We start from the raw sequence: 25,782 nt of genomic DNA, 5'->3' as shown, positions 1-25,782 counted from the left end.
CCCCGGCCCGGCCTCCCGGCCCGGCCTCCCGGCCCCCCGGCCGTTCGGCCCGGGGGCCTTGCGAGCCCGGCGTTTCCGGTCAGAGGGTGACCGGGAGCCCGGCCGCGCGCCACGCCTGGAAGCCGCCGGTCAGGTCCGTGGCCCGGTGCAGTCCCAGCTGACGCAGGGAAGCGACCGCGAGACTCGACGCGTAACCCTCGTTGCAGATCACCACAACCCGCAGATCGTGACTCACGGCCTGCGGGGCACGGTGGCTGCCCTGCGGGTCGAGGCGCCATTCCAACTCGTTGCGTTCGACGACCAGAGCCCCGGGGATCAGGCCGTCCTTCTCGCGGAGCGACGCGTAACGGATGTCGACCAGCAGCGCGCCTTCGGCCGCCGCAGCTGCCGCTTCTTGGGGGCCGATCCGTTCATATCCGTCCCGCACCCGGCCGAGCAGTTCATCGATGCCCACCGGGCCCTGACGGTTCCGCCCGCCGCTCACTGCCAGTCCGCCGGGCGTTCGGTCTGCTCCAGGCGCAGTACCGCTCCTGTGCGGCTGTAACGGCGGATCTGCGGCAGGGGCGGATAGTAGGCGTGCACCGACACGGCGTGCTCGTGGCCGGACTCGTTGAGCACCTCATGGACATGGTGCCGGCCGAAAGCCCTGCCCTGGCCCGTCGCCAGGAGCCGGGTCCGGTCGATGCCCCGGCTCAGTTCGAGGGTCTTCCAGCCGTCGGTGGGCAGCCGGGCGGCCAGCGAGTGCTCCCTCAGGCCGCCCGCGGCGACGGTGAACGCCCCCGCCGAATCGGCGTGGTCGTGCCAGCCGGTGCCGGTACCCGGCGGCCAGCCGATCAGCCAGGCCTCGCTGCCACCGGGGCCGTCGAGCCGGAGCCAGGTGCGCCCTGCGGGATCGAGCGGAAGCGAGGCGACGAGCGCGGTGTTCCCCGCGGTCCGGCGGACGAAGTCGAGCAGTTCCGCAGCGGTCGGAGCCGCAGCATCCGGGCCGGGGGCGGCCGGAGCGTTCACGCTGCCGGGACTGGGAGCGGGGGCCGATGGGCCGGTGTCGACGGCGGACGCGGACACGGATGCGGAGGCGGGCAGGGAAGGAGAAGACGCAGACACAGGGACCGTCCTGAGAAGTTCGCTCGGAAGCACGACCGCGCGTGAAACAGCACGGGGTGCCGGGTGAAGGGCGATTCAGCAGGACGAGCGACACACGCAGCCCGCGTAGCGGACGAGGTCCATATGGACCCTCCGCCACAGGCGCACATCGGTGTCGGTCATGGTCGGGAGTACACCATGTGCGCCCCCGGCGGTCAATCGTCCCCGGCGGTCAATCGCCCCCTGCGGTCAATTGGCGTCCGCGCTCCGGTCGGAGCTCGCACCCGTGTGCGCCCGGGCGCCGTACGCCATGTCCGCGCCGCCTCCGCGCGCCGCGTCGGCCGCCGCGAAGAGTTCTGCGGGCCGCACCCCGCTGAAGGCCGCGACGAGATGCCCGTCCGGTCTGACCAGCAGCACCGTATGGGCCGTGGCTCCGGGGTAGCTCTCGGTCACCAGCAGTTCGGCCTTCACGGGGAGGGCGTCCACCGCGTCGACCAGCCGGGGCATGACACCCGCCGTCAGCCAGTGCCGCCGGTCCCACACCCCGGTGCCCGGAGCGACCAGGATCACCAGCAGGTGCCCCAGGCCCAGCCGGTCCCGCAGCCGCACCGTCTTCCCGTCGGTCGCGGTCACCCGCACATCGACGGCCGGCGCACCGGGAGCCGTGCCCACCGGCGTATGGGCATCGGAGGGCCGGGGTGAAAGGGGGGAGTGCGTGTACGCCGGGGGCGCGCCCAGGGGCCCGCATCCCAGATGGCCGTCGGCCAGCAAAGTGTCCTGTCCGCGCGCGGTGCCGGGCATGAGTGTCCGGAGACCCGCGCCGCCCCGCAGTATCGGCAGCGACTGGTCGGCGGCCCGCAGCCGTGAGGCGACCGCGGCCCTGCGCTCGGCCTGGTAGCTGTCGAGCAGAAGCTCGGAGGCACCGTGGTGCCAGGCCTGCGCCAGCTTCCAGGCCAGGTTCTCGGCGTCCCGCAGCCCTTCGTCCAGACCCTGGGTGCCGAGCGCGCCCAGCAGGTGGGCGGCGTCACCGGCGAGGAAGGCGCGCTCGGCCCGCCAGCGCCTCGCGAGCCGGTGGTGCAGCGTGTACACGCCCGTGTCCAGCAGTTCGTAGGCCGGCGTCTCACCGCACCAGCCCTCGAGGGTGTCGCGGATCCGGGTGATCAGGGCATCGGGGGTGACGAGTTCGCCACGCGGCGGAAGGAGCCAGTCGAGCCTCCAGACCCCGTCGGGCAGCGGCCGCGCGGTGACTTCGGCACCCCCGGTACGCCACGGTGGAGCACGGTGCAGCACGGCTTCACCGGGCCAGGGCAATGGGGCACGGAGCGCCGCGACGGCGTGCCGTTCCACCGCCGTACGACCGGGGAATCTGATGTCCAGGAGCTTGCGTACGGTGGACCGCGCCCCGTCGCAGCCCACCAGGTAGCTCCCGCGCCACCAGGTCGGTCCCGGCTCCCGGGTGTGCACCGTGACGCCGCGTGCGTCCTGCTCCAGGGCGTCGATCCTGCTGAACGGCACCAGGGTGACCAGGTCCTGCGCGGCGGCTGCGGCCCGCAGCCCTCCGGTGAGCGCGTGCTGGGCCAGATGGAGGGGCGAAGGCAGCGGAACCACGCCGTCCTCGTCGCCCAGCGGCACCGCCCGCACCAGTTGCTTACGCCGCACCGACCGCCAGCCGGCCCACCGCAGCCCCTCGTCGTGGAGCGCTGAGCAGCCGAGCCGCTCCATCAGGTCCGCGGTGTCCTCCCGCAGCACGACGGTGCGCGCGGGGCGCGGTTCGTCCTTGCCGGGCCCTTCGTCGAGGAGCACGGAGGGAACGCCCTGAGCCGCGAGGGCGAGCGACAGCGCCAGCCCGACCGGCCCGGCGCCGACGACGATCACCGGGTCCACGGGGTGAGCCCTCCGGCGCTGATCGGCGAGGTCGCAGAGGCTGAAGCGGCCGAAGGGGACGGAGAGGAGGAAGGGGGCGCGGCGGCGGTGGTTCGGGACGCGATCACAGAACGAATGCAACCCACTGCCGGTGCTTGCGTCAAGCCACAGGGGGAGGGGCGCCCGCACGGCCGCCCCACGCGACCCGTGCAGCTCCTGCGTCCTCGGCCGCCCCGGGGAGGCCGGGACCCCGCCGTGGGCGGCACCCCGGGGAGACCAGGGCGCCGCCTGCGGTTTGCTGCTCATGCGGGTGGCTCCGGGAACCCGGACAGCCCGCCGGTGTACCGACGGGCTGCCGTGAACGGAAGGAGGCGAACGGTGCGTCACCCACTGCGGGAGATGCGGCGCCTGACGGGTCAGTCCGTCTTGCTGATTCCCTCGTTCGCGCCGGGGCCGTCTGCCGGACCGCCCTCGGTGCGCGGTCCGGCGAGGCTGCCGGCGGGGAGGATCTCCGGCGTCTCGGCGGCTCCGGCCACCGCGATACCGGTCTTGGCCCGCCTGCCGCGCTTCTCGATCCAGGTGGCGAGCGCCGACAGGAGCAGACACATCGCCACATAGATCGTGCCGATGACGGCGATGGTCGACACGTACGGGTACTGCCCGTTGACCTGGGTGTTGGAAGCGATCAGACGTGCCGTCTGGAGCAGCTCCGGGTACAGGATGATGAAGCCGAGCGAGGTGTCCTTGAGGGTCACCACCAGCTGACTGATGATCGTCGGCAGCATCGCGCGGATCGCCTGCGGCATCAGCACGCTGACCATGACCTGGGTCTTGCTCATCCCGAGGGCGTACGCCGCTTCGCTCTGCCCCTTGGGCACGGAGTTGACACCCGCGCGCAGCACCTCGGCCTGGACACAGCCGTTGTAGACGGACAGTCCCAGTGCCAGGGCCCACATCGAGTAGTCGGTGAGGAAGCCGACCCAGATGGCGTAGATGGTGATCAGCAGCGGGATCGAACGGAAGAGTTCGATGAAGGTGGTGGCGGCCCAGCGGACCGGCTTGTGGTCGGACAGCCGCCCGACGGCGAGCAGGACGCCGAGGACCAGCGAGCCGACCGCCGCCAGACCGAAGGCCTTGAGGGTGGCGAGCACGGCGTCGGCGATGTTCTGCCGGATGCCCGCGTAGTTGAAGATGTCCCACATCTCGGGGGCGAGGTGCCCCTTGTCGGACAGCCGTACCAGGCTGACCGCGATCAGGGCCAGGATGGCGAGGCTTCCGGCCACGGCGTAGATCCGGTTGCGGACAGCGGCCTTGGGGCCCGGGGCGTCGTAGAGAACGCTGGCACTCATCGGGCGACCTCCATACGACGCTCGAGCAGCCGGAAGAGACCGCTGATGGCAAACGTGACGACCAGGTAGCCGAGGGCCACCCAGATGAAGACGGGCGTGATCTCGTAGCCCCGGTCACTCATCAGCTTCTGCCACCCGAAGAGTTCGGTGACGCTGAAGGCTCCGGCGATCGCCGAGTTCTTCGTGAGCGCGATGAAGATGCTGCTCAGCGGCGGGATGACGGACCTGGTGGCCTGCGGGAGCACCACGATCCGCAGGGTCTGGGCGAACGTCATGCCGATGGAGCGCGCGGCCTCGGCCTGCCCCAGCGGAACGGTGTTGATGCCCGAGCGGACCGCCTCGCACACGAAGGAGGAGGTGTAGAAGCCGAGAGCCAGCGACCCGAGCAGGAAGGGGCTCATGCCCGGGAAGAGGATCTCCGGTACGACGAAGAAGAAGATCAGGAAGAGAAGGGTCAGCGGGGTGTTGCGCAGCAGGGTCACCCAGGCGGTGCCGAAGAAGCGCAGCGGCGGCACGGGGGACACCCGGCAGCCGGCGACGGCGACACCCAGGACAAGGGCGATGACCGAGCTGATGACGGTGATCGACACAGTGCCTATGAAGCCGTCGCGGAATTCCGGGAAGTTGTCGAGCAATACGTTCATGGGGTCTCCGCGTCGGCGGTCAGCGGCATCAGGGCAGGGGAAGGGGCGCCCCGTACGCCCGCCGGGCTCAGCCGCGGCGGCGTACGGGACGCTTCACTCACGCGGGTGGCGTCAGTGACGGGACGTCAGCGGGGCTGCGTCAGTAGCGCTCGACGGCCGGCGGCTCGGTGTAGTCCGAACCCGACAGGCCGAGGGTCGCCTCGTAGATCTTCTTGTACGTGCCGTCCTTGACGTGGGTCTCCAGCGACTTGTTGATCGCCTCGCGGAGCACCTTGTCGTCCTTGGCCAGACCGACGCCGTAGGGCTCGTCGGTGAACGGCTTGCCGACGACCTTGAGCTTGCCGGAGTTGGCGGCGGCGTAACCCTTGAGGATCGAGTCGTCGGTGGTGACGGCGTCGACCTGCTTGGTCAGGAGCTGCTGCACGCAGTCCGAGTACTTCGCCAGCTCGACGACCTGCGCGCCGTACTCGGGCTTCTTGATCTCCTGGAGCGGGGTGGAGCCCACGATCGAGCAGACCTTCTTGTCCTTCACCGACTCCTTGCCGGTGATGGACGTCTCGTCCTTGCGCACCAGCAGGTCCGCGCCGGCCTTGTAGTACGGGCCCGCGAAGCCGACCTGCTTCTTGCGCTCGTCGTTGATCGTGTAGGTGCCGACGAAGTAGTCGACCTGGCCCTTGGAGATGGCCGTCTCGCGGATGCCGGAGTCGACGGTCTTCCACTCGATCTGCTTCTCGGAGAAGCCGAGGTCGGCCGCGATCATCTTGGCGATCTCGACATCGAAGCCGGAGCGCTCCTTGGTCGACTGGTCCTCGAAGCCGAGGTACGGCTGGTCGGCCTTGGCGCCGATGACCAGCTTGCCGCGCTTCTTCGCCTCCTTGAAGACCGGCGAGTCCAGGTCGACACCGGTCGCGACGGTGTACGTCGGCAGCTTCGGGGCCTCCGACGAACCGGGCTTGACGCCCGACGGCTTGTCACCGGCGGAGCCCTCCTTGCCGCCGCAGGCGGTCGCGGTCAGGGCGAGCACGGCGATGGCCGCAACGGCGGCCGACTTACGGAGCTTCATGTCAACAATCCTCGTGTCGTTGGTCGTCGTAGGTCATCGGTGTCAGTGGTGCAGGATCTTCGACAGGAAGTCCTTGGCCCGGTCGCTGCGCGGGTTGCTGAAGAACTGGTCCGGCGTGGCCTCTTCGACGATCTTCCCGTCCGCCATGAAGACGACACGGTTCGCGGCCGAACGCGCGAAGCCCATCTCGTGGGTGACGACGACCATGGTCATCCCCTCCCGGGCCAGCTGCTGCATGACCTCGAGCACCTCGTTGATCATCTCCGGGTCGAGCGCCGACGTGGGCTCGTCGAAGAGCATGACCTTGGGGTCCATCGCCAGCGCACGTGCGATCGCGACGCGCTGCTGCTGACCGCCGGAGAGCTGCGCGGGGTACTTGTCCGCCTGCACACCGACCCCGACACGGTCGAGCAGGGCCCGGGCCTTCTCCTCCGCGGTCTTCTTGTCCGCCCCGCGGACCTTGACCTGGCCCAGCATCACGTTCTCGAGCACCGTCTTGTGCGCGAAGAGATTGAACGACTGGAAGACCATGCCGACATCGGCACGCAGCCTTGCGAGCTCCTTGCCCTCCTGGGGCAGTGGCTTGCCGTCGATCGTGATCGCGCCCGAGTCGATCGTCTCCAAGCGGTTGATCGTGCGGCACAGCGTGGACTTCCCGGACCCGGAGGGCCCGATGACTACGACGACCTCGCCACGGGCGATGGTCAGATCGATGTCCTGGAGCACATGCAGCGCGCCGAAGTGCTTGTTGACGTTGCTCAGTACGACAAGGTCGTCTCCCGCAGGCGCGGCATCCTCGGCGGCCTTGTTCACTGAAACTCCGCTCATCGGCTTCTTGCTCCGTCCTCCTCGGTTAGGCAAGGACCCTAGTGACGCAGTGCTACCAGCGTCATTACATCTGAGCGGAAATTGAGCATAACGATCCGGCCTCGACCGGGCGCATGGCGTGAAAGGGGCGCCACGGGGGCGCTCGGCGGCGTACCGGGTGGATAACGGAAACCGGTGGTGACGGGCAGGGACTTGACTGAGGTACCCGTCATCGGCGTGGATGCCCTGGTACGGGGACGACAGGAACCGCTGCCGTAGGGCGAGGTCCGCCGGGCGGGACGCAGGCGGGCTGTCACGCACGGTTCCCGGGCATCGCGAAGGATAATGAAGACAGACATGAGGCGGAGAGGGGGGCCATGAGACTGCTGCTCGTCGAGGACGACGACCACGTCGCGGCCGCCCTGTCCGCGGTGCTCTCACGGCACGGTTTCCAGGTCGTGCACGCCCGCAGCGGCGACGAGGCCCTGCAGGCACTGCTGCCGGCCGGGAAGGAACCCTTCGGGGTCGTGCTCCTCGACCTCGGGCTGCCCGATCAGGACGGCTACGAGGTGTGCGGGAAGATCCGCAAGCGCTCGGCGATCCCGGTGATCATGGTGACCGCGCGTTCCGACGTCCGGTCGAGGATCCACGGCCTCAACCTCGGCGCCGACGACTACGTGGTGAAGCCGTACGACACCGGTGAACTCCTCGCCCGGATCCATGCCGTCGCCCGGCGCAGGACGGCCGGGGAGGACACCGGTCCGACCCCGCTCGCGGCTCTCCGGATCGGCCCGGTCCGCATCGAGCTGCCCACCCGCAGGGTCAGTGTCGAGGGTCAGGAGGTGCAGCTCACCCGCAAGGAGTTCGACCTGCTCGCACTGCTGGCCCAGCGTCCCGGCGTGGTCTTCCGGCGGGAGCAGATCATCAGTGAGGTGTGGCGGACCAGCTGGGAGGGGACGGGGCGCACCCTGGAGGTGCACGTCGCGTCGCTCCGCTCCAAGCTGCGGCTTCCCGCTCTGATCGAGACCGTACGAGGAGTCGGCTACCGGCTCGTCCCACCGCCGGCCTGAGGACGTACGCTGCGCACCCGCCTGCTCCCCCTGCTCATCGTCCTGATGGCCGCCGTGCTGCTCGCCCTCGGTTTCCCGCTGGCCGTGCGGGTGGCCGCCGCCGAACAGCAGCGGGTCGTCATCGACCGGATCGACGACACGGCACGCTTCGGTGCGCTGGCCCAGTTCGTCAGCGAACCCGTACGGGGCACCGAGGAGCGGCAGCGGATCCTGCAGACCGAGCTCGAGGCCTACGACTCGGTGTACGGGATCCGGGCCGGGGTCTTCTACCGGGACGACAGGGCCCTGGCCAAGGCCCCCGCCTCCTGGACCCTGCCCGCCGAGGGAGAAGGCCGGGAGGCCTTCGAGGAGGCCCTCCTCGGCCGTCGCTCGCACGACCCGCCCCAGGTCTGGCCGTGGCAGGACGGCAGGATCGTCGTCGCCTCCCCGGTCGTACGCGACGGAGACGTGGTCGCCGTCGTCGTGACCGACTCGCCCACCGGCGCCATGCGGTCCCGGACACTGCACGGCTGGCTGCTCATCGCCCTCGGGGAGGCCGCGGCCATGCTGGTGGCGGCCGGCGCGGCCTTCCGCCTCACCGGCTGGGTGCTCCTGCCCGTCAGGACCCTGGACGCGGCCGCCCACGACATCGCGAGCGGCAGGATGAGGTCCCGGGTCGTCGCCTCCGGCGGCCCTCCGGAACTCCGGAGGCTGGCCCGCTCGTTCAACGAGATGGCCGACAACGTCGAGGACGTGCTGGAGCAGCAGCGCGCCTTCGTCGCCGACGCCTCGCACCAGTTGCGCAACCCGCTGGCCGCGCTGCTGCTCAGGATCGAGCTCCTCGCGCTCGAACTCCCCGAGGGCAACGAGGAGATCGCCTCGGTCCGCACGGAGGGCAAGCGTCTCGCCCAGGTCCTCGACGACCTGCTGGACCTGGCCCTGGCCGAGCACACCGCGGCGGATCTCCAGCTCACCGACATCGCCGCACTCACCGGGGAACGGGTCGCGTCATGGCGTCCGCTGGCCGAGGACAAAGGCGTACGGCTGACGCTGGACGGGGCGCCGGCCGTGACAGGCTGGGCGGACCCCATCGCCCTCTCCAGCGCGCTGGACGCCGTCATCGACAACGCGCTGAAATTCACCCCCGGGGGCGAGGAGGTCCGGGTCACGGCGGGATCCGACGGCGAGGGCGCCACGGTCGTCGTCGCGGACCGCGGGCCCGGCCTGACCGAGCAGGAGCTGGAGCGCGTCGGTGACCGCTTCTGGCGCAGCGGGCGGCACCAGAACGTCAAGGGATCCGGACTGGGACTCTCCATCTCGCAGGCCCTGCTCGCGGCGGGCGGCGCATCGATCCGCTACGACGCGCACGAACCCCACGGCCTGCGGGTGACGGTCACCGTGCCGCGCAACCCTCCGCACGTGTGAGCCCTGCCCGTCAGGGCTTGGCCGACCGGTAGTAGCGCCTGGCGCCTTCGTGCAGCGGCAGCGGATCGGTGTAGATCGCCGTACGCAGGTCGACCAGCTGCGCCGAGTGCACCTCGCGGCCGATCCGGTCCCGGCTGTCGATCACGGTCCGGGTGAACGCCTCGGTCATCAGCGGATCCGTACGGTCCGTGGTGATCAGCAGATTGGAGACCGCGACCGTCTGCACGGCCTGGCCCTGCTGCGCGCTCAGGTAGGCGTCCGCCGGCATCACGGCCGAGCGGTAGTAGCGCGTGGAGCCGCCGGCCGCCTGGAGCTCCGTGACCAGAGCTTCCTCCAGCGGCACCAACCGGATCGCGAACTTCTCCGAGAGCTCCTGCACCGCCCCGGTCGGCAGCCCGCCGGACCAGAAGAAGGCGTCCAGCCGGCCGTCCGCCAGCCGGGCGGGCATCGTGTCGATCCCCGCCTGTACGGGGGCGATGTCCGCCGCCGGGTCGAGGCCCGCCGCCTTCATCAGCCGGTCCGCCACGAGGAGTACTCCGGACCCCTTCTGCCCCACACCCACCCGCTTGCCCCGCAGATCGGCGACCGTACGGATGCCGGAGTCCCGGGGCACGACCAGCTGGATGTAGTCGTCGTAGAGCCGGACGCAGCCCCGCAGCCGTTCAGCGCCCGGTTTCCCGCTCTGCAGGTAGGTGGCGACGGCGTCGGCGGTGGCGATGGTGAAATCGGCCTTCCCCGTCGCGACCCGTTCGATGTTCTGCTGGGAGCCCTCGCTGGTCCGCAGCTGTATCGACACCTCGGGCATGTCCTTGGCCAGCGCACCCTCCAGCCGCTGCCCGTAGCGCTGGTAGACCCCGCTCCGCACACCGGTGGAGAACGTGAGCGAACCGCTCGGCTCGTCCTCCCCGATCGGGAGCACCCACCACAGCAGCAGTCCGAGCACGACCACGGCGGCGGCGCCCCCCTGAAGGGCGCGCCGCCGGCCGGACCGGGACAGTGCCTGTCGCATGGCGCGATCCTGCCATTTCCCTGCCCGTGACGGCCAGGGCGGGGTGGCCGCACGCTCCTGCCGGGATGCGGCCGCTCCCGCCGCGCGGGTCAGGCCGCCCGCGCCGGGGGCGGGGCGCCCTTCCCGGCCGTCACTCCGGAGGCGTCGGAGTGTCGGGACCCTGGAACATGGTCTGGATGTCCAGCTCCAGCTGGACCGTGGGCCCCACGATGGCGATGCCGCGGGCGAGCATGTTGCGCCAGTTCAGGGTGTAGTCCTCGCGGTGCAGCTCGGCGGTGGCACGCGCCGCACAGCGCAGTTCCTCGCCGTATCCGCCGTTGACGGCGCCCAGGTACTGCGTGTCCAGGGAGACGGAACGGCTGACCCCGTGCATCGTCAGCCCTCCTTGGACGGTCCAGTTGTTCCCGCCCCGGTAGACGAACCGCTTGCTGGCGAAATGGATGTACGGATAGTTCTCCACGTCGAGGAAGTCGGCCGACCGCAGATGGTTGTCCCTGGTCTTGTTGCCCGTGGTGATGCTCGCGGCATCGATGCGTATCTCGACCTGCGAGTCCTCGACGGAGGGGGCGACCCGGACGCCGCCCTCGAAGGAGGTGAAACGGCCGTGCACGTTGGCCATGCCGACGTGCCTGGCGATGAAGCGGATCGCGGTGTGCGGCGGATCGAAGAGCCAGGTGCCGGGGGCCGGGGGCTCCAGCTGCCGGGCGACGTCCAGCTGCACGCGGCCCATCGACAGGGTCTCGCCCGCGGCGATACCGAAGGTCCAGCTGGCCGGCTGCATGCCTTCGGCCGTCATGAGCAGGCGGTAGTCGCCCGGGGGCAGCGCCGCGACGAACACGCCGAACAGATCGGTGGTCCCCTTGGCCACCGTCCGGGACGACTCCTGGGAGGTGATCGTGATCTCCGCCCCGCCGAGCGGCTGGCCCATGGGGTCGATGACCTCACAGGTGAGGGTGCCGGCCCCGGGAGGCACGGGGAGGGTGAATCTCGCACCACCGCTGGAGGCCGCCTTGGATCGCCTGCCACGGAGGAGAGAGAGGACCATCATGTGCACCTTTCGAGTGTGGAGACGTAAGCATAGGAACAGGCCGGAACGAGTCGATCAACGGCCCCCGACCCCTCTGCCCGCCCCGGGCGGCGCCCCCTCGCTCCCCGGCTGCGGCTCCGGCGTACGGCCGGGCCCCGGCCACCCCCTACCCTTGTTCCATGGCCAGCGGCAACCGGAGCGAAGCAGTGGACGTCCAGAAGAGCTACGAGGTACGCACTTACGGGTGCCAGATGAACGTCCACGACTCCGAACGCTTGTCGGGGCTGCTGGAGGGCGCCGGATACGTGCGGGCCCCCGAGGGCTCCGACGGTGACGCCGATGTCGTCGTCTTCAACACCTGCGCGGTGCGTGAGAACGCCGACAACAAGCTCTACGGCAACCTCGGCCGCCTCGCCCCGATGAAGACGAAGCGCCCCGGGATGCAGATCGCCGTCGGCGGCTGTCTGGCGCAGAAGGACCGCGAGACCATCGTGCGGCGTGCCCCCTGGGTGGACGTCGTCTTCGGCACGCACAACATCGGCAAGCTGCCGGTCCTGCTGGAGCGCGCCCGGGTCCAGGAGGAGGCGCAGGTCGAGATCGCCGAATCCCTGGAGGCGTTCCCCTCGACGCTGCCCACCCGCCGCGAGTCCGCGTACGCCGCGTGGGTGTCGATCTCCGTGGGCTGCAACAACACCTGCACCTTCTGCATCGTCCCGGCCCTGCGGGGCAAGGAGAAGGACCGCCGCACCGGCGACATCCTCGCCGAGATCGAGGCCCTCGTCGCCGAGGGGGTCAGCGAGATCACGCTGCTCGGCCAGAACGTGAACGCCTACGGCTCCGACATCGGCGACCGCGAGGCCTTCTCCAAGCTGCTGAGGGCCTGCGGCACCGTCGACGGCCTGGAGCGGGTCCGCTTCACCTCGCCGCACCCGCGCGACTTCACCGACGACGTGATCGCGGCGATGGCCGAGACACCGAACGTGATGCCCCAGCTGCACATGCCGATGCAGTCGGGCTCGGACACGATCCTCAGGGCCATGCGCCGCTCGTACCGCCAGGAGCGCTTCCTCGGGATCATCGAGAAGGTGCGCGCCGCCATGCCGGACGCCGCCATCTCCACCGACATCATCGTCGGCTTCCCCGGGGAGACCGAGGAGGACTTCGAGCAGACCTTGCACGCCGTGCGGGAGGCCCGCTTCGCGAACGCCTTCACCTTCCAGTACTCCAAGCGCCCCGGGACCCCCGCCGCCGACATGGAGGGGCAGGTTCCCAAGGAGGTCGTCCAGGAGCGCTACATGCGCCTGTCCGCCCTCCAGGAGGCGATCTCCTGGGAGGAGAACAAGAAGCAGGTCGGCCGCACCCTGGAGGTCATGGTCGCCGAGGGCGAGGGCCGCAAGGACGGGGCCACGCACCGGCTGTCCGGCCGGGCGCCCGACAACCGCCTGGTCCACTTCACCAAGCCGTCCCAGGACGTGCGCCCCGGGGACGTGGTGACGGTCGAGATCACCTACGCCGCTCCGCACCACCTGCTCGCCGAGGGCGCGCCCCTGGGCGTCCGGCTCACCCGGTCGGGGGACGCCTGGGAGAAGCGCACCGCGGCTCCTTCCGGCCGGCCCGCCGGAGTCATGCTCGGCCTGCCCGGAATCGGCGCGCCCGCCCCGCTGCCCGCGGCCGCCACCCCGGGGTGCGGCTGCGACTGAGTACGCTGACCGGCATGCTTGTCGCCGCCGCCGTATGTCCCTGCCCGCCGCTCATGGTTCCCGAGGTGGCCGCGGGAGCCGGGCCCGAGCTCGACGCCGCCAGGCAGGCGTGCCTCGACGCGCTGGGCGTCCTCGCCGCCGCGGAACCGGATCTGCTGATCGTGGCCGGGCCGGCCGGACCGGAGGGCCGCGGACCGTTCCCTGCGGGTTCGGCCGGCTCCTTCGCCGGCTTCGGCGTCGGCCTGGGCGTGCGGCTGGGCGAGGCGGTCGCCGGGTCCTCCGCACCGGGACGCCCGCTCCCGGCCTCCCTCGCCGTCGGTGCCTGGCTGCTGGGCCGTGCCCGGTGGGACGCCGCCCCGGTCGAAGGGCTCGGCGTGGGGGAGACACTGGCCGCCGACCGCTGTCTGCGGGCCGGAGCGGACCTCGCCGCCAGGGCGGAGCGGGTGGCCCTGCTGGTCATGGGCGACGGCAGTGCCTGCCGTACGGTCAAGGCGCCCGGCTATCTGGACGGGCGGGCAGCGGAATTCGACGCGGCGGCGGCCCGTGCGCTGGGCAGCGCGGACCTGGCCGCGCTGAGCGCTCTGGACGAGTCGCTCGCGTACGAACTGAAGGCGGCGGGCCGGGCACCCTGGCAGGTGCTCGCGGGCGCGGCCCGGGGGGCGGGCCTCGGCGGACAGCTGCTGTACGAGGACGCGCCGTACGGGGTGGGATACGCCGTCGCGGCCTGGTCGTGACCCGGCCCCGGCGTCGCACCGGTACGGACGAGGGCCGTGGAGCGACGTCGCTCCACGGCCCTCGTCCCCGCTGAGGCCCTGCTCAGGGTGCGGGCGGCGGCGGTGGCGCACCGCCCTCGTTCTTCTGGCCCAGGCGGTCGACCGCGTCCTTGGCCTTCTGCGTACCGGTCACGATCTTGTCGCTGTACTTGCCCTTGGTCCTCCGGTCGACCGTGCGGGCCGCCTTGTCGAGGCCCTGGTCGATCTTGCCCCCGTGCTGCTGCGCGAGGTCGCCGACCTTTTCCTTGGCCGGAGCCAGCTTGGCCTTCAGGTTGTCCAGGAAACCCATGGGTCACCTTCCGTGCTGGGGGACTGTGGTGACATTTTACTCGTCCGGGGGCAAACGCGCGTCACCCGCTGTGCTCTTCCGTACGGGGTGGGTGAAGGGGCGCCGGACGGGGCGGAGGACCGCCCAGCCCCTGACGGTCGGGACGGGTCCCGAAGTTTGGGAGACTGTCCCGGTGAGAAGAGCAGCTCCCACCCCCCGCGTCATCACGGTCGTCGGTCCCACCGCGGCCGGAAAGTCCGATCTGGGAGTATTCCTCGCCCAGCAGCTCGGTGGTGAGGTGGTCAACGCCGATTCCATGCAGCTCTACCGGGGCATGGACATCGGCACCGCGAAGCTGACCCTTCCCGAGCGAGGCGGCGTCCCCCACCACCTGCTGGACGTCTGGGACGTCACCGAGGCCGCGAGCGTCGCCGAGTACCAGCGGCTCGCCCGCATCGAGATCGACCGGCTGCTGGCCGAAGGGCGCACCCCCGTCCTGGTGGGGGGGTCAGGTCTTTATGTGAAGGGCGCGATCGACGCCCTCGAATTCCCGGGAACGGACCCGGAGGTACGCGCCAGGCTCGAACAGGAGCTGACGGAGCAGGGCTCCGGCGCCCTGCACGCCAGGCTCGCCGCCGCGGACCCCGAGGCCGCCCGTGCCATCCTGGCCGGCAACGGGCGCCGCATCGTCCGCGCCCTGGAGGTCATCGAGATCACGGGCAAGCCCTTCACCGCCAATCTCCCGGGCGGCGAAGCGGTCTACGACGCCCTTCAGATCGGCGTGGACGTCGAACGGCCCGAACTCGACGAGCGGATCCGCAGCCGCGTGGACCGTATGTGGGAGGCCGGGCTCGTCGACGAGGTGCGCGACCTGGAGGCCCGGGGCCTGCGCCAGGGGCGCACCGCCTCACGGGCGCTCGGCTACCAGCAGGTGCTCGCGGCGCTCGCGGGGGAGTGCACCGAGGACGAGGCGCGCGCGGAGACCGTACGCGCCACCAAACGTTTCGCGCGCCGGCAGGACTCGTGGTTCCGGCGCGACCCGCGCGTCCGGTGGCTGAGTGGTGCCCAGGAACAGCGAGGGGAACTCCCGCACCGGGCGCTGGCGTTGGTCGAACGGGCGGTTACGGCCTGATCGCATGACAGGGGAGCGACAGCGAGTCGGCAAGAGGCCGGCACCCGTCCGCGACGGCTGTTCGACTTGCTGATGCGCGGTCGGTCGCGCGGGGCCGGCTGCGGGCGGGGTACTGGTACGTGCTGCGCGATCCGACCGTGATCCTCAGCCCGGTGACGTGCCCGGCGGACGGCGTTCTCCAGCGCCGCGGTGGTCTCCGCCTCGCTGAGCAGGATGCCCGGCTGCCTCTCGGGGACGCTGCGGCTGTACGGCGGCTGGATCGACGGAGCGCCGCAGGTGCGCCACCTCGGCCAGGACACCCGGCGAGGATCGCGTCGCCTGGTCGACGAGGGGCGGCTCGCCGGCTCCGGGCTCAGCGCCGTCCAGCCGCTGGGCGCCGTCCGGGACCCGCCGAGCAGGCGCGTTCGCGCCAGTTCGGCGACTGCGGTGGCGAAGTCCTACGCCGGACCGGTCCGGTCCGCGGCAGACCCGCTCGGGCGGCCTGAGCGGGTCCGCGGCGGCCCGTCCGTACGACTTCCCCGGTGTGGTGCCCGCGGACGTCAGGCACGGCTGTGCATCCCGTACGACACCGAGCCGGACCACCCGGTCCACGCAGAGGACGGTCCTGCGCCCCAGATCCCCAGGCCCGGAACCGCGCGCAGCCGATTCGAGCACGCTTCGCGCGGCCGGCGGGCTTTCCTCGTTCACGGCCACCTGATTTCGGTGAACGCGCACGGTCGGAATCAGACAGGAGTGAAGTCCGGCCACGGGCCCCGGACGCGCGAAGAAAGAGCGTGCCGTGCGGGCCGCTGGACAGCTTCCTCCCGCCGTTTTTCGTCGGACTCTGCCGTCTTTTCGAAATATTCCTCACGGTATCTGGCTGGAAGACGTACGGAGCCGTCGATCCGCGCTGATGACCGGTTCTGTCCACCTGTCGGACGACGCCTTAACAAGATCTTCCGTCGGGCTTTATCTTCCCGGTGTCCGGTTACTGCACTGCAGCAAGTTGCCAGGGGTGCGAGAAGGTGGAAATGAATACGGATGAGGATCTTCCGAGGGAGTTGCTGGACGGTGGACTTCTCCGACGCGTGTACGGATTCATGCTCGACGACGGCCGGTGTGACGGAGAGGTGCTCGATGTGGAGAAGGCGTGTGCACAGCTGGAGGTGCCCGAGGAGCACTTCCGCGGGGCGCTGGACGACCTGGTGGCGCTGGGCCTCCTGGTGGACCGTCCCGGGCGGGGCCGCGTAGCGGTCTCGCCCGACGAGGCGACCACCCGCGTCCTGCTCCCGCTGGAATCCGAACTGCGCATCAGGCGTGCCCGGGTCGAGGAGGTCAGGCGGCGGCTGGTGTCGTTCTCGCCGGTCTTCGACGCCAGCCTGCTGGCGCGCGAGAACAGGAGGCAGATCGAGCTCATCGACAACCTTCCCGACGTGCGGGAGGCGATCGCCGAGCTGTCGGCCAAGGCGCGCCGCGAGATCCTCACGGCCCAGCCGGGCGGGGGACGCCGCGAGGACGTTCTGGTGGAGGCCGCGCCCCGGGACTACGACACGCTCCAGCGGGGCGTGCAGATGCGCATCCTGTACCAGCACACGGCCCGCAACAGCCGGGGTACCCAGTCGTACGTGGAGCAGGTGACCCGGCGCGGCGCCCAGGTGCGCACGCTGGACGACCAGTTCATGCGCTTCCTGGTCTTCGACCGGGAGTGCGCGGTGTTCGCGAACCCGACGGACCCCAACGGCGCCGTGGTGGTCCGCAACCCGTTCGTCATCGCCTTCATGGTGGAGACGTACGAGCGCCTGTGGCTGACGGCCGAGCCCTTCGAGGCCGACGGGGACGTCCAGCCGGAGATCATGGACGACCTCAAGGACGCCATCGTGCGGCTGCTGACGGCCGGGATGACGGACGCGGCCGTGGCCCGCCGGCTCGGCATGTCCGTGCGCACCTGCCGGCGCCACGTCGCCGAGATCATGACCACCCTCGACGCGGAGAGCCGCTTCCAGGCCGGCTACCTGCTGGCCCTCCAGGAGCAGCCCAAGTGACCCGTGGCGGCGCGCCGGTGCCGTCGCGTCGCCACAGTTCCTTCACTCTGTGGATCGAATGGTCCCGTTATCGCCGCTTGTGCCCCTTTTTCTTCTCTTGGACATCAAGTTGCCATGCAGCTTGATGCTCCACCGTTTCTTCACTGATCGGCCCGTGGTCCTGGCACTTTGATGTCAGAGCGGTGAGCGGCCCGCGGCCCGGTACGGCGGAATTCGCGAGAACCGATCACAAGGCGCAGCAACGGACTGAGTGAGGGGCTGGACAGTGGATTGCTTCAGCAAGACGACTGTTGCGGGAATCGCGATCATCGTAGCCGTCCTGGGCAGTGCAGAAGGAGCTGCGGCCCGGCAGCAGGAATTGCCTGTGAGCGTGGCCATCGCCCCGGCCGGCGACACCGGCTGGGGATAAGCCTCGTGTCGACTTCGCTCAATGACCTGTACCGGAGTCTCGCGGAGCACCCCGCGCGCCGGATGCGTTTCCTGTCGCTCGCCGGAAAATCGGTAACAAAGAGTTTTCCGCAGATTTACGAGGACGTGCTGGAACTCATGGCCGAGTTCCGCGAACGCGGGATCGGACCCGGCGACCTGGTGGGCGTCACCGGTCCCAACTCCTACGAATGGGTCCTGGCCGACCTGGCCCTCCTGGGCCTCGGCTGCGTTCCGGTGGCCCTGCCGCTGGAGCAGCGGGACGACGCCGCGGCGCTGGAAGAACTCGCCGGCAGGTACGGCCTCGTGGCGGTGCTCACGACCCGGCCGACAGCGCCGGAGTGCGCCGTGCCGGACGGTGTCGTGGTTCTCGGCGAGCGCCCGCTGAAGCTCGTGCGCCGGAGCGTCCCCGGCAGCGGCCGGCAGGAGCTGCCCGAGGACGTCTTCACCATCGCCTTCTCGTCCGGCACCGCGGGCAGCAAGAAGGGCCTGCTGATGTCCGCGAAAGGCGTGGAGAACACCATGCGGACCTCGGCGGAGGCGTGGCGGCTCACCGCGGACGACGACCTGCTGATCGTCATGCCGTTCTCCAACTTCCAGCAGCGGTACCTGCTGTATACGGCCGTCCGCTACGGCACGGACGTGACGGTGGTCGCGCCGGAGCGGATGTTCCAGAAGCTCAGGGAGCTCCGGCCCACGATCGTCCTGGGGCCGCCCTCGTTCTTCGAACTCGCCGCCAACCGGGTCGGTTCGGCCGGCCTGCGCGAGAGGTGGCCGTACCTCCTCGCCACGGTCCTGCACGCGCTCGTCCCAGGACGGGCGAGCCGTCGGCTGCGTGCCCGCCTCGGGCGCGGCTGGCTGGACATGTACGGCTCGCGGGTGCGGCTGATGCTCACCGGGTCCGCTCCCGTGCCGCCGCGCACGGTACGGGTGTTCCAGCGCCTCGGCGCACCGCTCTTCGAGGTGTACGGGAGCACCGAGATCGGCTGGATCGCCTTCAACCTGCCGGGGCGGCACCGGATCGGCAGCGCCGGGCGCCCGGTCGACCGGATCGTCGTGGACGTCGCCGACGACGGCGAGGTCACCGTACGCACCCGCCATCCCCAGTGCCTGGGCTACGTCTTCGAGGGGGTGGAGACGCAGGACGCGGTCTTCCTGGGCGACGGCCGGATCGTGACCGGCGACCTCGGGGCGTTCGACCGGGCGGGCTTCCTGCGGCTCAAGGGCCGTAAGAAGAACGTGATCATCACGCGCAGCGGCGTCAAGATCAACCCCGAGGAACTCGAACTGGACCTGGAGAGGGCCTGCCCGGGTGCCCGGGCGATGGTCGCCTCACCGGACGGCAGCGGGCTGCTGACCTGTGTGGTGTGGCTCGACGGCGAGCGGCACGCCGACCGGGTGGCCCAGGTCCAGGCCTATCTGGACGAGGCGAACGCCAAGCGGGATTCCGCGCTGCGCATTTCGGAGACGGTCTTCCGGGCCTCGGCCGAACTGAGCGTGGACGAAGGACTGCTGACGAGAAATTTCAAGATTGACCGAAACGCGGTCATGCGAAGGGTCTTCACCGAACGGACCGGAGTGGGACGTTGAACACGAGTCAAGCGAGCGACGAAGAAATCTGCGGGATCATCGCGAGCGTCATACCGAAGAAGGCGGCCAAGGGCGGTGTCCGTCCCGGCATGAGCTTGCGGGGCGACCTGGGAATCGACTCCCTCGCCCTGATGAGCATCGTCTTCGTCCTGGAGGAGAAGACCGGTATCGACGCCTTCGCCCGGGTCGACGCCTTCGTCACCGCCGAATCGGTGTCGGACATCATCGACATCGTCCGCAAGGGCTGAGGGGTGCCCGCCATGAACGACACCCGGAACACCGGCGCCCGGAACACCGAAGAGCCCCGGAACGGCGGCACGCAGAAGATCATCGACTTTCACACCCACATCGCCTCCGGGATGTGCTTCCCCCGGTCGTTCAACGACGGCGTGGTCGACAACATGACCGTCGCCCTGACGAGCAGGGGCCTGCCCGTCACCCGGGACAAGGTCGCCCGCATGCACGCGGGCACGCTGACCGACCCGCTCTGCGACGAGCTGGTCAAGCAGATGGACGAGGCCGGCATCAGCGAGTCCGTCCTGCTGCTGCCCGACTTCACGTACGCGCTCAAGGACAGCACCCACTCCATCGAGGAGCTCATCGACCACCACCGGGCGGTCGTCGAGCGCCATCCCGGGCGCTTCCGGGTGCTGGTGGGGGTCGACCCGCGCTGGGGCGCCGACGGACTCGCCCTGTTCGAGCGGGCCGTCGTGGACTACGGGTTCGACGGCATGAAGCTGTACCCGCCGTGCGGCTACAAGCTCTCGGACGAGCGCCTCTACCCGTACTACGAGATCTGCGCGCAGTACTCCCTGCCCGTCCTCTCGCACATCGGGGCCACCTCCCCGGTCCTCGACTTCGAGATCGCCCAGCCGATCTACGTCGACAAGGCCGCCAAGGACTTCCCCGGTATCGACTTCGTCCTCGCGCACGGCAGCGTCCACTACCCGGACGAGGTCGCGATGCTGTGCAACAACCGCCCCAACGTCTACGTGGACGTCAGCGGTTACGAGGCCTTCGGGGCCACGGCACTGCGCACGCTCTTCAGCCGGGGCATCAACCACAAGGTCCTCTTCGGCACCGACTGGCCGGTGTTCCGCCTCCAGGGCCGCCAGCTGAGCCTGGTCGAGAAGCTGGAGAAGGAAGGAGCCTTCCCGGAGTCGATGAGCGACGCCGACCGGGACCTCTTCTTCCACGGGAACGCGGCCCGGCTGCTCGGCAAGAACAAGCTCAAGCAGGCCGCACCCGCCACCGCGTGAGCTCGCTGTCACCGCCCACCTTTCCTCTCCTCCCTCCCCACTCCGGTTACAGAAGGGCTTCGACATGTCTGAAGGAACGACCGGCACGACCGGGACCGAGTTCCTCGGCCTCACCGACGAACAGATCAAGTTCTTCGAGGAGAACGGCTTCGTCGGCCCGTTCGACCTCTACGGCGAGGAAGAGGCCCCACTGCTGTGGAGCCAGGCCATGATCGAGATGGTCACCTCGCAGAACAAGCCGCACAACTCCACGATCATCAACTACGACCGCCACCTGGACTGCAACACGCTGTCCGAGCACATCAGCCGCCCGGAGATCGTGCACAAACTGCGCAGCCTCATCGGCGACGACATCCTGTGCTGGAAGACCAACATCTTCAAGAAGGCCCCGGGCGACGCGGGCACCGGCTGGCACCAGGTGGAGACCTTCGTCGTGGGCGACACCACCACGGAGGCCTCGCCCTCCCTGAAGTACACGGAAGAGGGCGAGGCGTACACCCAGGAACTCACGGTCTGGACCGCGTTCTCCCCGGCGGGCAAGGAGAACGGCTGCCTGCGCTACATCCCCGGCAGTCACAAGAAGTGGTACTACGACGAGTCCAAGCCGCTCACCTACGACGTGGAGAGCAAGTCCCACGACTTCTTCGGCTACGACTACTCCGAACTCCAGCTCGACAGCGACTGGAACCCGGACGACGAAGAAGTCTTCGAGATGGAGATGAAGCCCGGCCAGTTCGTCATCTTCCTCGCCAAGTGCATCCACGGCTCGCTGCCCAACGTCAGCGACACCACCCGCCTCGGCTACGCCTCCCGCTACGTCGCGCCCTCGGTGAAGGTGTACGAGGAGGTGGACAGCCTCAGCGAGTTCGGCGACACGATCAGTCTCGACTACCACGGCAGCGTCCTGGTCTCCGGCGAGGACAAGTACGGCCACAACCGCATCCACGCGCAGAACCTGAACGGCGTGCCCTTCAAGAAGGTCGAGACCGATGAGCGCTGACGACGACCGCGCGAGGTTCGCGGACTTCCTGCGGACCCAGCCCATGACGGCCGGCCTCACCCGCGAGGACGTCGAGCGGGCCACCACCCGCGAGGAACTGGGCATCAGCTCCCTGAACATGATCCTTCTCCTGGTGAACTACATCAAGGAGAAGGCGAACGACAGCGTCCAGCTGCGCCCCGAGTGGGTGTCCAGGCTGGGAGACGTCGACGGCATCGTCTCCGTCGTCCGCGAGATCGACGAGCGCGCGCTCGCCGCGGCGAAGTGACACCCACACCGGCGCGCACGGAGCGGCCCCGCACCACCGGGTAGGGCGAGGGGCCCATGACGGCGTGTACCCGGATCCGGCGGCCCCCGGCCGCCGGATCCGGGTACACGGAAACGGGAGACAGTGACTGACAACCAACATATCGCCCTCGGCTCCTTCGCGTGCACCTTCGGCGCCCTGGAACGCAAGGCGGAGGACATCCCCGAGTTCGAGCGGCTGTGGCGCGAGCAGTCGCCGGACACCGAGTTCGCAGCCATGGGCTGTCGGACCTTCCGCGGGTTCTCCGGCCCGGTCGAGGACCATGTGATCGAGACGGTGCGCGCCACCCTGCGGGACGGGTCGGTACGGCCCGAGGACGTGGACCGCATCGTCTTCGCCACCAGCGACGCCCGGCTCGCCTCGCTGCGGCCCGACTTCGCCGGCGAGGTGCTCGCGGCCCTCGGACTGGTGCACTGCGTACCGGCGGTGCTCTCCTTCCAGCAGTGCTGCAGCTCGCTCGCCGCCCTGGGGCACGCCAGGCACCTGCTGGCCGAGGAAGGCGTACGCAACGTCGTCCTCGTCTCGCTCGACTTCACGCCCGAGGACGCCGACCGGGTCAGGTCCTTCGCCCTGTTCAGCGACGCCGTCGCCAGTTGCCTGCTGACCCGCGACGAGGGCGTGGTGCGCTTGCTGTCGACCGCCGTCGGCGTCGACCACGCGGGCCTGCGGGGCCGGGACTCCTTCGTGTCGCGCCAGCAGGTGGCGCAGTCCTCACTCGCCACCGCCCTGGGCGGGCGCGGCCTCGCACCGAGCACGGTCACGAAGGTGTTCCCGACCAACCTCTACCGGCCGGTGGCACTGTTCAACGCCACCCTCGCCGGCATCGGCCGGGAGCAACTGCACTTCACCGGACCGCTGGAAAACTATGGTCACTGCGGCAACTCCGACTGGATGATCAACCTGGCCGACTACCACGGCCAGGCCGGCATCCGGCCGGACGAGACGTACCTGGCCGTGTCCTCGGCCCCCGGCTTCTTCGCCTGCGCGCTGTTCGCGGGCGTCTGAGAGGCCGGACCAACCTCCGGACCAGACAGTGAAGGCGGAACGATGAAGATCTCAGTGGACGACCTCTCGGGGCGCGACATCGCCGAGTTCCTCCAGGCCCACGTGGACGAGATGCGGGCGATCACCCCGCTGGAGAGCAAGCACGCCCTCGACCTCGACGGACTGCGCGTGCCCGAAGTCACCTTCTGGACCGCCTACGACGGGGACACCCTGGTCGGCTGCGGAGCCGTCAAGCGCATCGAGGAGGGCCACGCCGAGATCAAGTCGATGCGCACCGAACCCACCCGGAAGCGTTCCGGAGTGGCCTCCCGGTTGCTGGCCCACATCATCTCCGAGGCCCGCGGCATGGGCTACCGGCGCCTCAGCCTGGAGACCGGCGCCACCGACTTCTTCGCCCCGGCCCGCGCGCTGTACGAGAAGTTCGAGTTCACCTACTGCGCCCCCTTTGCGAACTACCGGGAAGACCCCAACAGCGCGTTCATGACGCGCCTCCTGTAGCGCCCACCCCGAAGGCGACGGCCGATGAAGGACATTCCCCACCCCTACGACACCGTGTTGTACAGCCGGCTGTTCCTGAACTGCTACCAGCGCCAGTCCCTGGTGATGCTCGCCGAACGCGGCCGTCCCGTGCACCAGCTGCTCTTCCGCGGCCTGGTCAGCACGGACGAGATCCTGCGGCAGGTCATCAGGGAGCAGCGCCCCAAGTACGACTTCGAGAACGGCATCGCCGGGCAGGACGACCTCGCGCTCCTCGGCGTCGTCAAGGAGGAGGCCGCGTTCGAGTCCTACGCCGACGCGCGCGCCCTGCTCCTCGACGTCGTCGCCCAGGAGGGCTTCGCGATCCTGGTCGGCGACGTCTTCTACTGGCCGCACTGTCCCGAGTACCGCACCAAGCACCTGGTGCACACCATCGTGCTCACCGGGTACGACTCCGACACCGGCGCGTGGCACCTCGTGGACGACAACCCGGCGAGCCTGCTGTGCTCGTACACCTACCCCGAGGACGTCATCGCGGCCTCCTTCGACAACAACGAGCTGCGCCGCGTGCGGTACTGCACGACCAAGGACCTCGACCCGGCGCAGGCCGGACAGGGCACCCGCGAGGCCTTCACCGCCCTCCTGGCGGAGTACCGGGACAGCCACGCGCTGCTGACCCGGGTGGAGGACCTGATCTCCTGCCGCTGGATCGCGCCCGAGCGGGTCATCACCTCCCTGCACGCCGCGTTCTCCCTCTACCAGGGCTCCCGCATCGCACTGAGGGAGTACCTGCGGCACGCGTCCGGCGACACGGTCCTGGACGAACTGCTCGACCGGATCGTGCGGGGCGGGGCCGACGCCATGAACCACATGCTCCTCGCCCAGGTGACCGGAGCGCTCGACGCCCGGTGGACGTCCGAGGCGTGCCTCGCGCTCCAGCGGGCCGAGGAGGAGCTGCTGTCCCGGCTGCGGACGGTCGAGGGCGTCACCGGAACGGGCACCACGACCGGCACCGGGACCACCGCCGCCCCCGACACGGCCACCGGAGACCGTGCATGACGGAGTTGCAGACGGCGGTGCTCCTCGCCGACATCGCCCTGATCATCGCGGTGGCCCGGCTCGCAGGCCGGATCGCCCGCCGCCTCGGCCAGCCGTCGGTCATCGGGGAGATCGCGGTGGGCGTGCTGCTCGGCCCGACCCTGCTGAACGGGACCGTGGCCGCCACGCTCTTCCCGACCGACATCCGGCCCTACCTCGGCGCCGTGGCCGACCTCGGCCTGGTCCTGTTCATGTTCCTCATCGGCCTGGAGTTCGACTTCGCCCGGCTGCGCGGCTCGGGCCGGGCCACCGGGGCCACCGTCCTCGGCTCCACGCTCGTCCCCTTCGCGCTCGGCATCCTGCTCGGCTGGTACCTGCTGCGCTCGTACGACCCCGGCCACCGCGTCGCCTTCGTCCTCTTCATCGGGATCGCGGTGTCGGTGACGGCCTTCCCGGTCCTCGCCCGCATCCTGGCCGACCGGGGCATGAACGGCACCTGGCTCGGCGCCGTCGCCCTGTCCGCGGCGGCGTTCTGCGACCTCGCCGCCTGGACTGCGCTGGCCGGCCTCCAGGCCCTGGCCGGCGCCGGCGGCACCCACCCGTGGCTGGTGCTGCTCGTCGTCCCGTACGCCCTCGTGCTCTTCCTCGTCGTACGCCCCCTGCTCGCCCGGTTCCTGGGCCGGCGGAGGAGCGAGGAGCCCCTGTCGGCCGGTGACGTCACGGTCGTCGTCGCCGGGGTCCTGGCCTCGGCGGCCCTCACCCAGCTGCTCGGGCTGCACTTCGTGATCGGCGCCTTCCTCTTCGGGCTCGCCATGCCCCGGCTGCACCCGGCCGGGCACGAGGGCCTGCTGAGGCGCACGGAGCACACCACCACACTGCTGCTCCCGGTCTACTTCATCGTCGCGGGCCTGAAGGTCGACCTCTCCGGCCTCGGCGCCGACGGCCTCGTCCAGCTCGGCTGGATCATGGTCGTGGCGGTCACCGGGAAGTTCGCCGGAACCTGGCTCGGCGCCCGCTCCCAGGGCCTCCCGGCCCGCAGCTCCGCGGTCCTGGCCAGCCTGATGAACACCCGAGGGCTCACCGAGCTCGTCGCGCTCGGCGTCGGCCTGGAGGCCGGGCTCATCGACGAACGGCTCTACTCACTCTTCGTCGTCATGGCCGTGGCCACCACGGTGATGACCGGCCCGCTGCTCGGCCGCCTCATGGGGCGGGACGACGGCTCCCCGGCACTCCTGGACCCGGACCTCGCCCTACGGCCCCGCGAGCGCGCGGTGGCCGGCACCGGCCGGTGACCCCGGAGCGACCCGGGCTGCTCACCGGGCTGCTGCCGCCGCGCGCCGAGCTCACCGAGGTCTTCGAGGACCCGCAGGCCGTCGACCTGTTCCCCGGGGAGCGGGCGCTGATGGACCGGGCCCTGTCCCGGGAACGGCGCCGGGAGTTCGCCACGGTACGGATGTGCGCGCGCAC

General features: G+C 70.1%; 26 protein-coding genes. 15 read left to right on the top strand and 11 right to left on the bottom strand.

From position 1 onward, the window contains the following. Positions 1 to 79 precede the first annotated feature (79 nt). From VN520_RS25950 to VN520_RS25915, 8 genes are all read right to left on the bottom strand, one after another. A complete protein-coding gene (locus tag VN520_RS25950; RefSeq protein ID WP_325749366.1) occupies positions 80 to 490 on the bottom strand; it encodes a rhodanese-like domain-containing protein in 411 nt (136 codons plus the stop codon). Further along, a complete protein-coding gene (locus VN520_RS25945; protein WP_325749364.1) occupies positions 481 to 1,104 on the bottom strand; it encodes a cysteine dioxygenase in 624 nt (207 codons plus the stop codon). The genes VN520_RS25950 and VN520_RS25945 overlap by 10 nt, the downstream gene beginning before the upstream one ends. A 75-nt stretch (positions 1,105 to 1,179) precedes the next feature. Continuing rightward, positions 1,180 to 1,266: a putative leader peptide gene (locus VN520_RS25940; RefSeq protein WP_318198091.1), complete on the bottom strand. Its 87-nt coding sequence runs from the start codon at positions 1,264 to 1,266 to the stop codon at positions 1,180 to 1,182. A gap of 66 nt (positions 1,267 to 1,332) precedes the next feature. Further along, entirely contained in the window at positions 1,333 to 2,967 is a 1,635-nt protein-coding gene (locus tag VN520_RS25935) for an FAD-dependent monooxygenase (RefSeq protein ID WP_325749363.1), read from the bottom strand. A 395-nt stretch (positions 2,968 to 3,362) separates the two neighbouring features. Continuing rightward, positions 3,363 to 4,295 carry an amino acid ABC transporter permease gene (locus tag VN520_RS25930; RefSeq protein WP_325749362.1) on the bottom strand — a complete coding sequence of 311 codons (933 nt, stop codon included), beginning with the start codon at positions 4,293 to 4,295 and terminating at the stop codon, positions 3,363 to 3,365. Further along, the gene (locus VN520_RS25925) at positions 4,292 to 4,939 is read right to left on the bottom strand and encodes an amino acid ABC transporter permease (protein WP_325749361.1); all 648 of its coding nucleotides are present in this window, start codon (positions 4,937 to 4,939) and stop codon (positions 4,292 to 4,294) included. Before VN520_RS25925 ends, VN520_RS25930 begins: the two co-directional genes overlap by 4 nt. 139 nt (positions 4,940 to 5,078) lie before the next feature. Continuing rightward, positions 5,079 to 6,002 carry a glutamate ABC transporter substrate-binding protein gene (locus VN520_RS25920; RefSeq protein WP_325749360.1) on the bottom strand — a complete coding sequence of 308 codons (924 nt, stop codon included), beginning with the start codon at positions 6,000 to 6,002 and terminating at the stop codon, positions 5,079 to 5,081. A 42-nt stretch (positions 6,003 to 6,044) separates the two neighbouring features. After that, entirely contained in the window at positions 6,045 to 6,830 is a 786-nt protein-coding gene (locus VN520_RS25915; RefSeq protein WP_325749359.1) for an amino acid ABC transporter ATP-binding protein, read from the bottom strand. Positions 6,831 to 7,186: 356 nt separating this feature from the next. On the opposite strand from VN520_RS25915, the gene VN520_RS25910 reads away from it, so the two are divergent. Then, positions 7,187 to 7,879 (top strand): response regulator transcription factor, encoded by a 693-nt coding sequence (locus VN520_RS25910; RefSeq protein ID WP_325749358.1) that lies wholly within the window; start codon positions 7,187 to 7,189, stop codon positions 7,877 to 7,879. Between the two features lie 9 nt (positions 7,880 to 7,888). Next, positions 7,889 to 9,283 (top strand): HAMP domain-containing sensor histidine kinase, encoded by a 1,395-nt coding sequence (locus VN520_RS25905; protein ID WP_325749365.1) that lies wholly within the window; start codon positions 7,889 to 7,891, stop codon positions 9,281 to 9,283. 10 nt (positions 9,284 to 9,293) lie between these two features. Here the strand turns inward: VN520_RS25905 and VN520_RS25900 are convergent, their stop codons facing one another. Together VN520_RS25900 and VN520_RS25895 are read right to left on the bottom strand one after the other, a co-directional pair. Continuing rightward, positions 9,294 to 10,292, bottom strand: a complete 999-nt coding sequence (locus VN520_RS25900; protein WP_325749357.1) for a TAXI family TRAP transporter solute-binding subunit — start codon at positions 10,290 to 10,292, stop codon at positions 9,294 to 9,296. A 130-nt stretch (positions 10,293 to 10,422) separates the two neighbouring features. Further along, positions 10,423 to 11,337: a YceI family protein gene (locus VN520_RS25895; RefSeq protein WP_325749356.1), complete on the bottom strand. Its 915-nt coding sequence runs from the start codon at positions 11,335 to 11,337 to the stop codon at positions 10,423 to 10,425. Between the two features lie 161 nt (positions 11,338 to 11,498). Between VN520_RS25895 and miaB the strand changes: the two genes are divergently transcribed. Beyond that, positions 11,499 to 13,019 (top strand): tRNA (N6-isopentenyl adenosine(37)-C2)-methylthiotransferase MiaB, encoded by a 1,521-nt coding sequence (gene miaB / locus VN520_RS25890; RefSeq protein ID WP_325749355.1) that lies wholly within the window; start codon positions 11,499 to 11,501, stop codon positions 13,017 to 13,019. A gap of 14 nt (positions 13,020 to 13,033) precedes the next feature. Continuing rightward, complete coding sequence (locus VN520_RS25885) at positions 13,034 to 13,753, top strand: class III extradiol dioxygenase subunit B-like domain-containing protein (protein ID WP_325749354.1); 720 nt, start codon at positions 13,034 to 13,036, stop codon at positions 13,751 to 13,753. Positions 13,754 to 13,835: 82 nt separating this feature from the next. Here the strand turns inward: VN520_RS25885 and VN520_RS25880 are convergent, their stop codons facing one another. Beyond that, positions 13,836 to 14,081 carry an antitoxin gene (locus tag VN520_RS25880; RefSeq protein ID WP_325749353.1) on the bottom strand — a complete coding sequence of 82 codons (246 nt, stop codon included), beginning with the start codon at positions 14,079 to 14,081 and terminating at the stop codon, positions 13,836 to 13,838. 172 nt (positions 14,082 to 14,253) lie between these two features. Here VN520_RS25880 and miaA point away from each other — a divergent pair, with 172 nt between their 5' ends. The 11 genes from miaA to VN520_RS25825 all read left to right on the top strand — a co-directional run bounded on the left by miaA (position 14,254) and on the right by VN520_RS25825 (position 25,607). Next, positions 14,254 to 15,192, top strand: coding sequence for a tRNA (adenosine(37)-N6)-dimethylallyltransferase MiaA (gene miaA / locus VN520_RS25875; protein ID WP_325749352.1), 939 nt, complete (start codon positions 14,254 to 14,256; stop codon positions 15,190 to 15,192). Positions 15,193 to 16,202: 1,010 nt separating this feature from the next. Next, positions 16,203 to 17,213: a LuxR C-terminal-related transcriptional regulator gene (locus VN520_RS25870; RefSeq protein ID WP_325749351.1), complete on the top strand. Its 1,011-nt coding sequence runs from the start codon at positions 16,203 to 16,205 to the stop codon at positions 17,211 to 17,213. 414 nt (positions 17,214 to 17,627) lie between these two features. Then, positions 17,628 to 19,229: an AMP-binding protein gene (locus VN520_RS25865; RefSeq protein WP_325749350.1), complete on the top strand. Its 1,602-nt coding sequence runs from the start codon at positions 17,628 to 17,630 to the stop codon at positions 19,227 to 19,229. Beyond that, the gene (locus VN520_RS25860) at positions 19,226 to 19,477 is read left to right on the top strand and encodes an acyl carrier protein (RefSeq protein WP_325749349.1); all 252 of its coding nucleotides are present in this window, start codon (positions 19,226 to 19,228) and stop codon (positions 19,475 to 19,477) included. Before VN520_RS25865 ends, VN520_RS25860 begins: the two co-directional genes overlap by 4 nt. A gap of 12 nt (positions 19,478 to 19,489) precedes the next feature. Next, complete coding sequence (locus VN520_RS25855; RefSeq protein WP_325749348.1) at positions 19,490 to 20,488, top strand: amidohydrolase family protein; 999 nt, start codon at positions 19,490 to 19,492, stop codon at positions 20,486 to 20,488. Positions 20,489 to 20,552: 64 nt separating this feature from the next. Next, positions 20,553 to 21,488, top strand: coding sequence for a chlorinating enzyme (locus tag VN520_RS25850; RefSeq protein ID WP_325749347.1), 936 nt, complete (start codon positions 20,553 to 20,555; stop codon positions 21,486 to 21,488). Then, positions 21,478 to 21,756, top strand: a complete 279-nt coding sequence (locus tag VN520_RS25845) for a hypothetical protein (RefSeq protein WP_325749346.1) — start codon at positions 21,478 to 21,480, stop codon at positions 21,754 to 21,756. The genes VN520_RS25850 and VN520_RS25845 overlap by 11 nt, the downstream gene beginning before the upstream one ends. Positions 21,757 to 21,879: 123 nt before the next feature. Beyond that, positions 21,880 to 22,800, top strand: a complete 921-nt coding sequence (locus tag VN520_RS25840) for a hypothetical protein (RefSeq protein ID WP_325749345.1) — start codon at positions 21,880 to 21,882, stop codon at positions 22,798 to 22,800. A gap of 42 nt (positions 22,801 to 22,842) precedes the next feature. Continuing rightward, entirely contained in the window at positions 22,843 to 23,298 is a 456-nt protein-coding gene (locus VN520_RS25835; protein WP_325749344.1) for a GNAT family N-acetyltransferase, read from the top strand. A 24-nt stretch (positions 23,299 to 23,322) separates the two neighbouring features. After that, positions 23,323 to 24,336 (top strand): hypothetical protein, encoded by a 1,014-nt coding sequence (locus tag VN520_RS25830; protein WP_325749343.1) that lies wholly within the window; start codon positions 23,323 to 23,325, stop codon positions 24,334 to 24,336. Continuing rightward, complete coding sequence (locus VN520_RS25825) at positions 24,333 to 25,607, top strand: cation:proton antiporter (RefSeq protein WP_325749342.1); 1,275 nt, start codon at positions 24,333 to 24,335, stop codon at positions 25,605 to 25,607. Before VN520_RS25830 ends, VN520_RS25825 begins: the two co-directional genes overlap by 4 nt. Positions 25,608 to 25,782: the final 175 nt, after the last annotated feature.

The organism is Streptomyces sp. (genome assembly GCF_035563135.1).
Taxonomy (GTDB): domain Bacteria; phylum Actinomycetota; class Actinomycetes; order Streptomycetales; family Streptomycetaceae; genus Streptomyces.
This window is presented reverse-complemented; position numbering and strand designations above follow the sequence as displayed.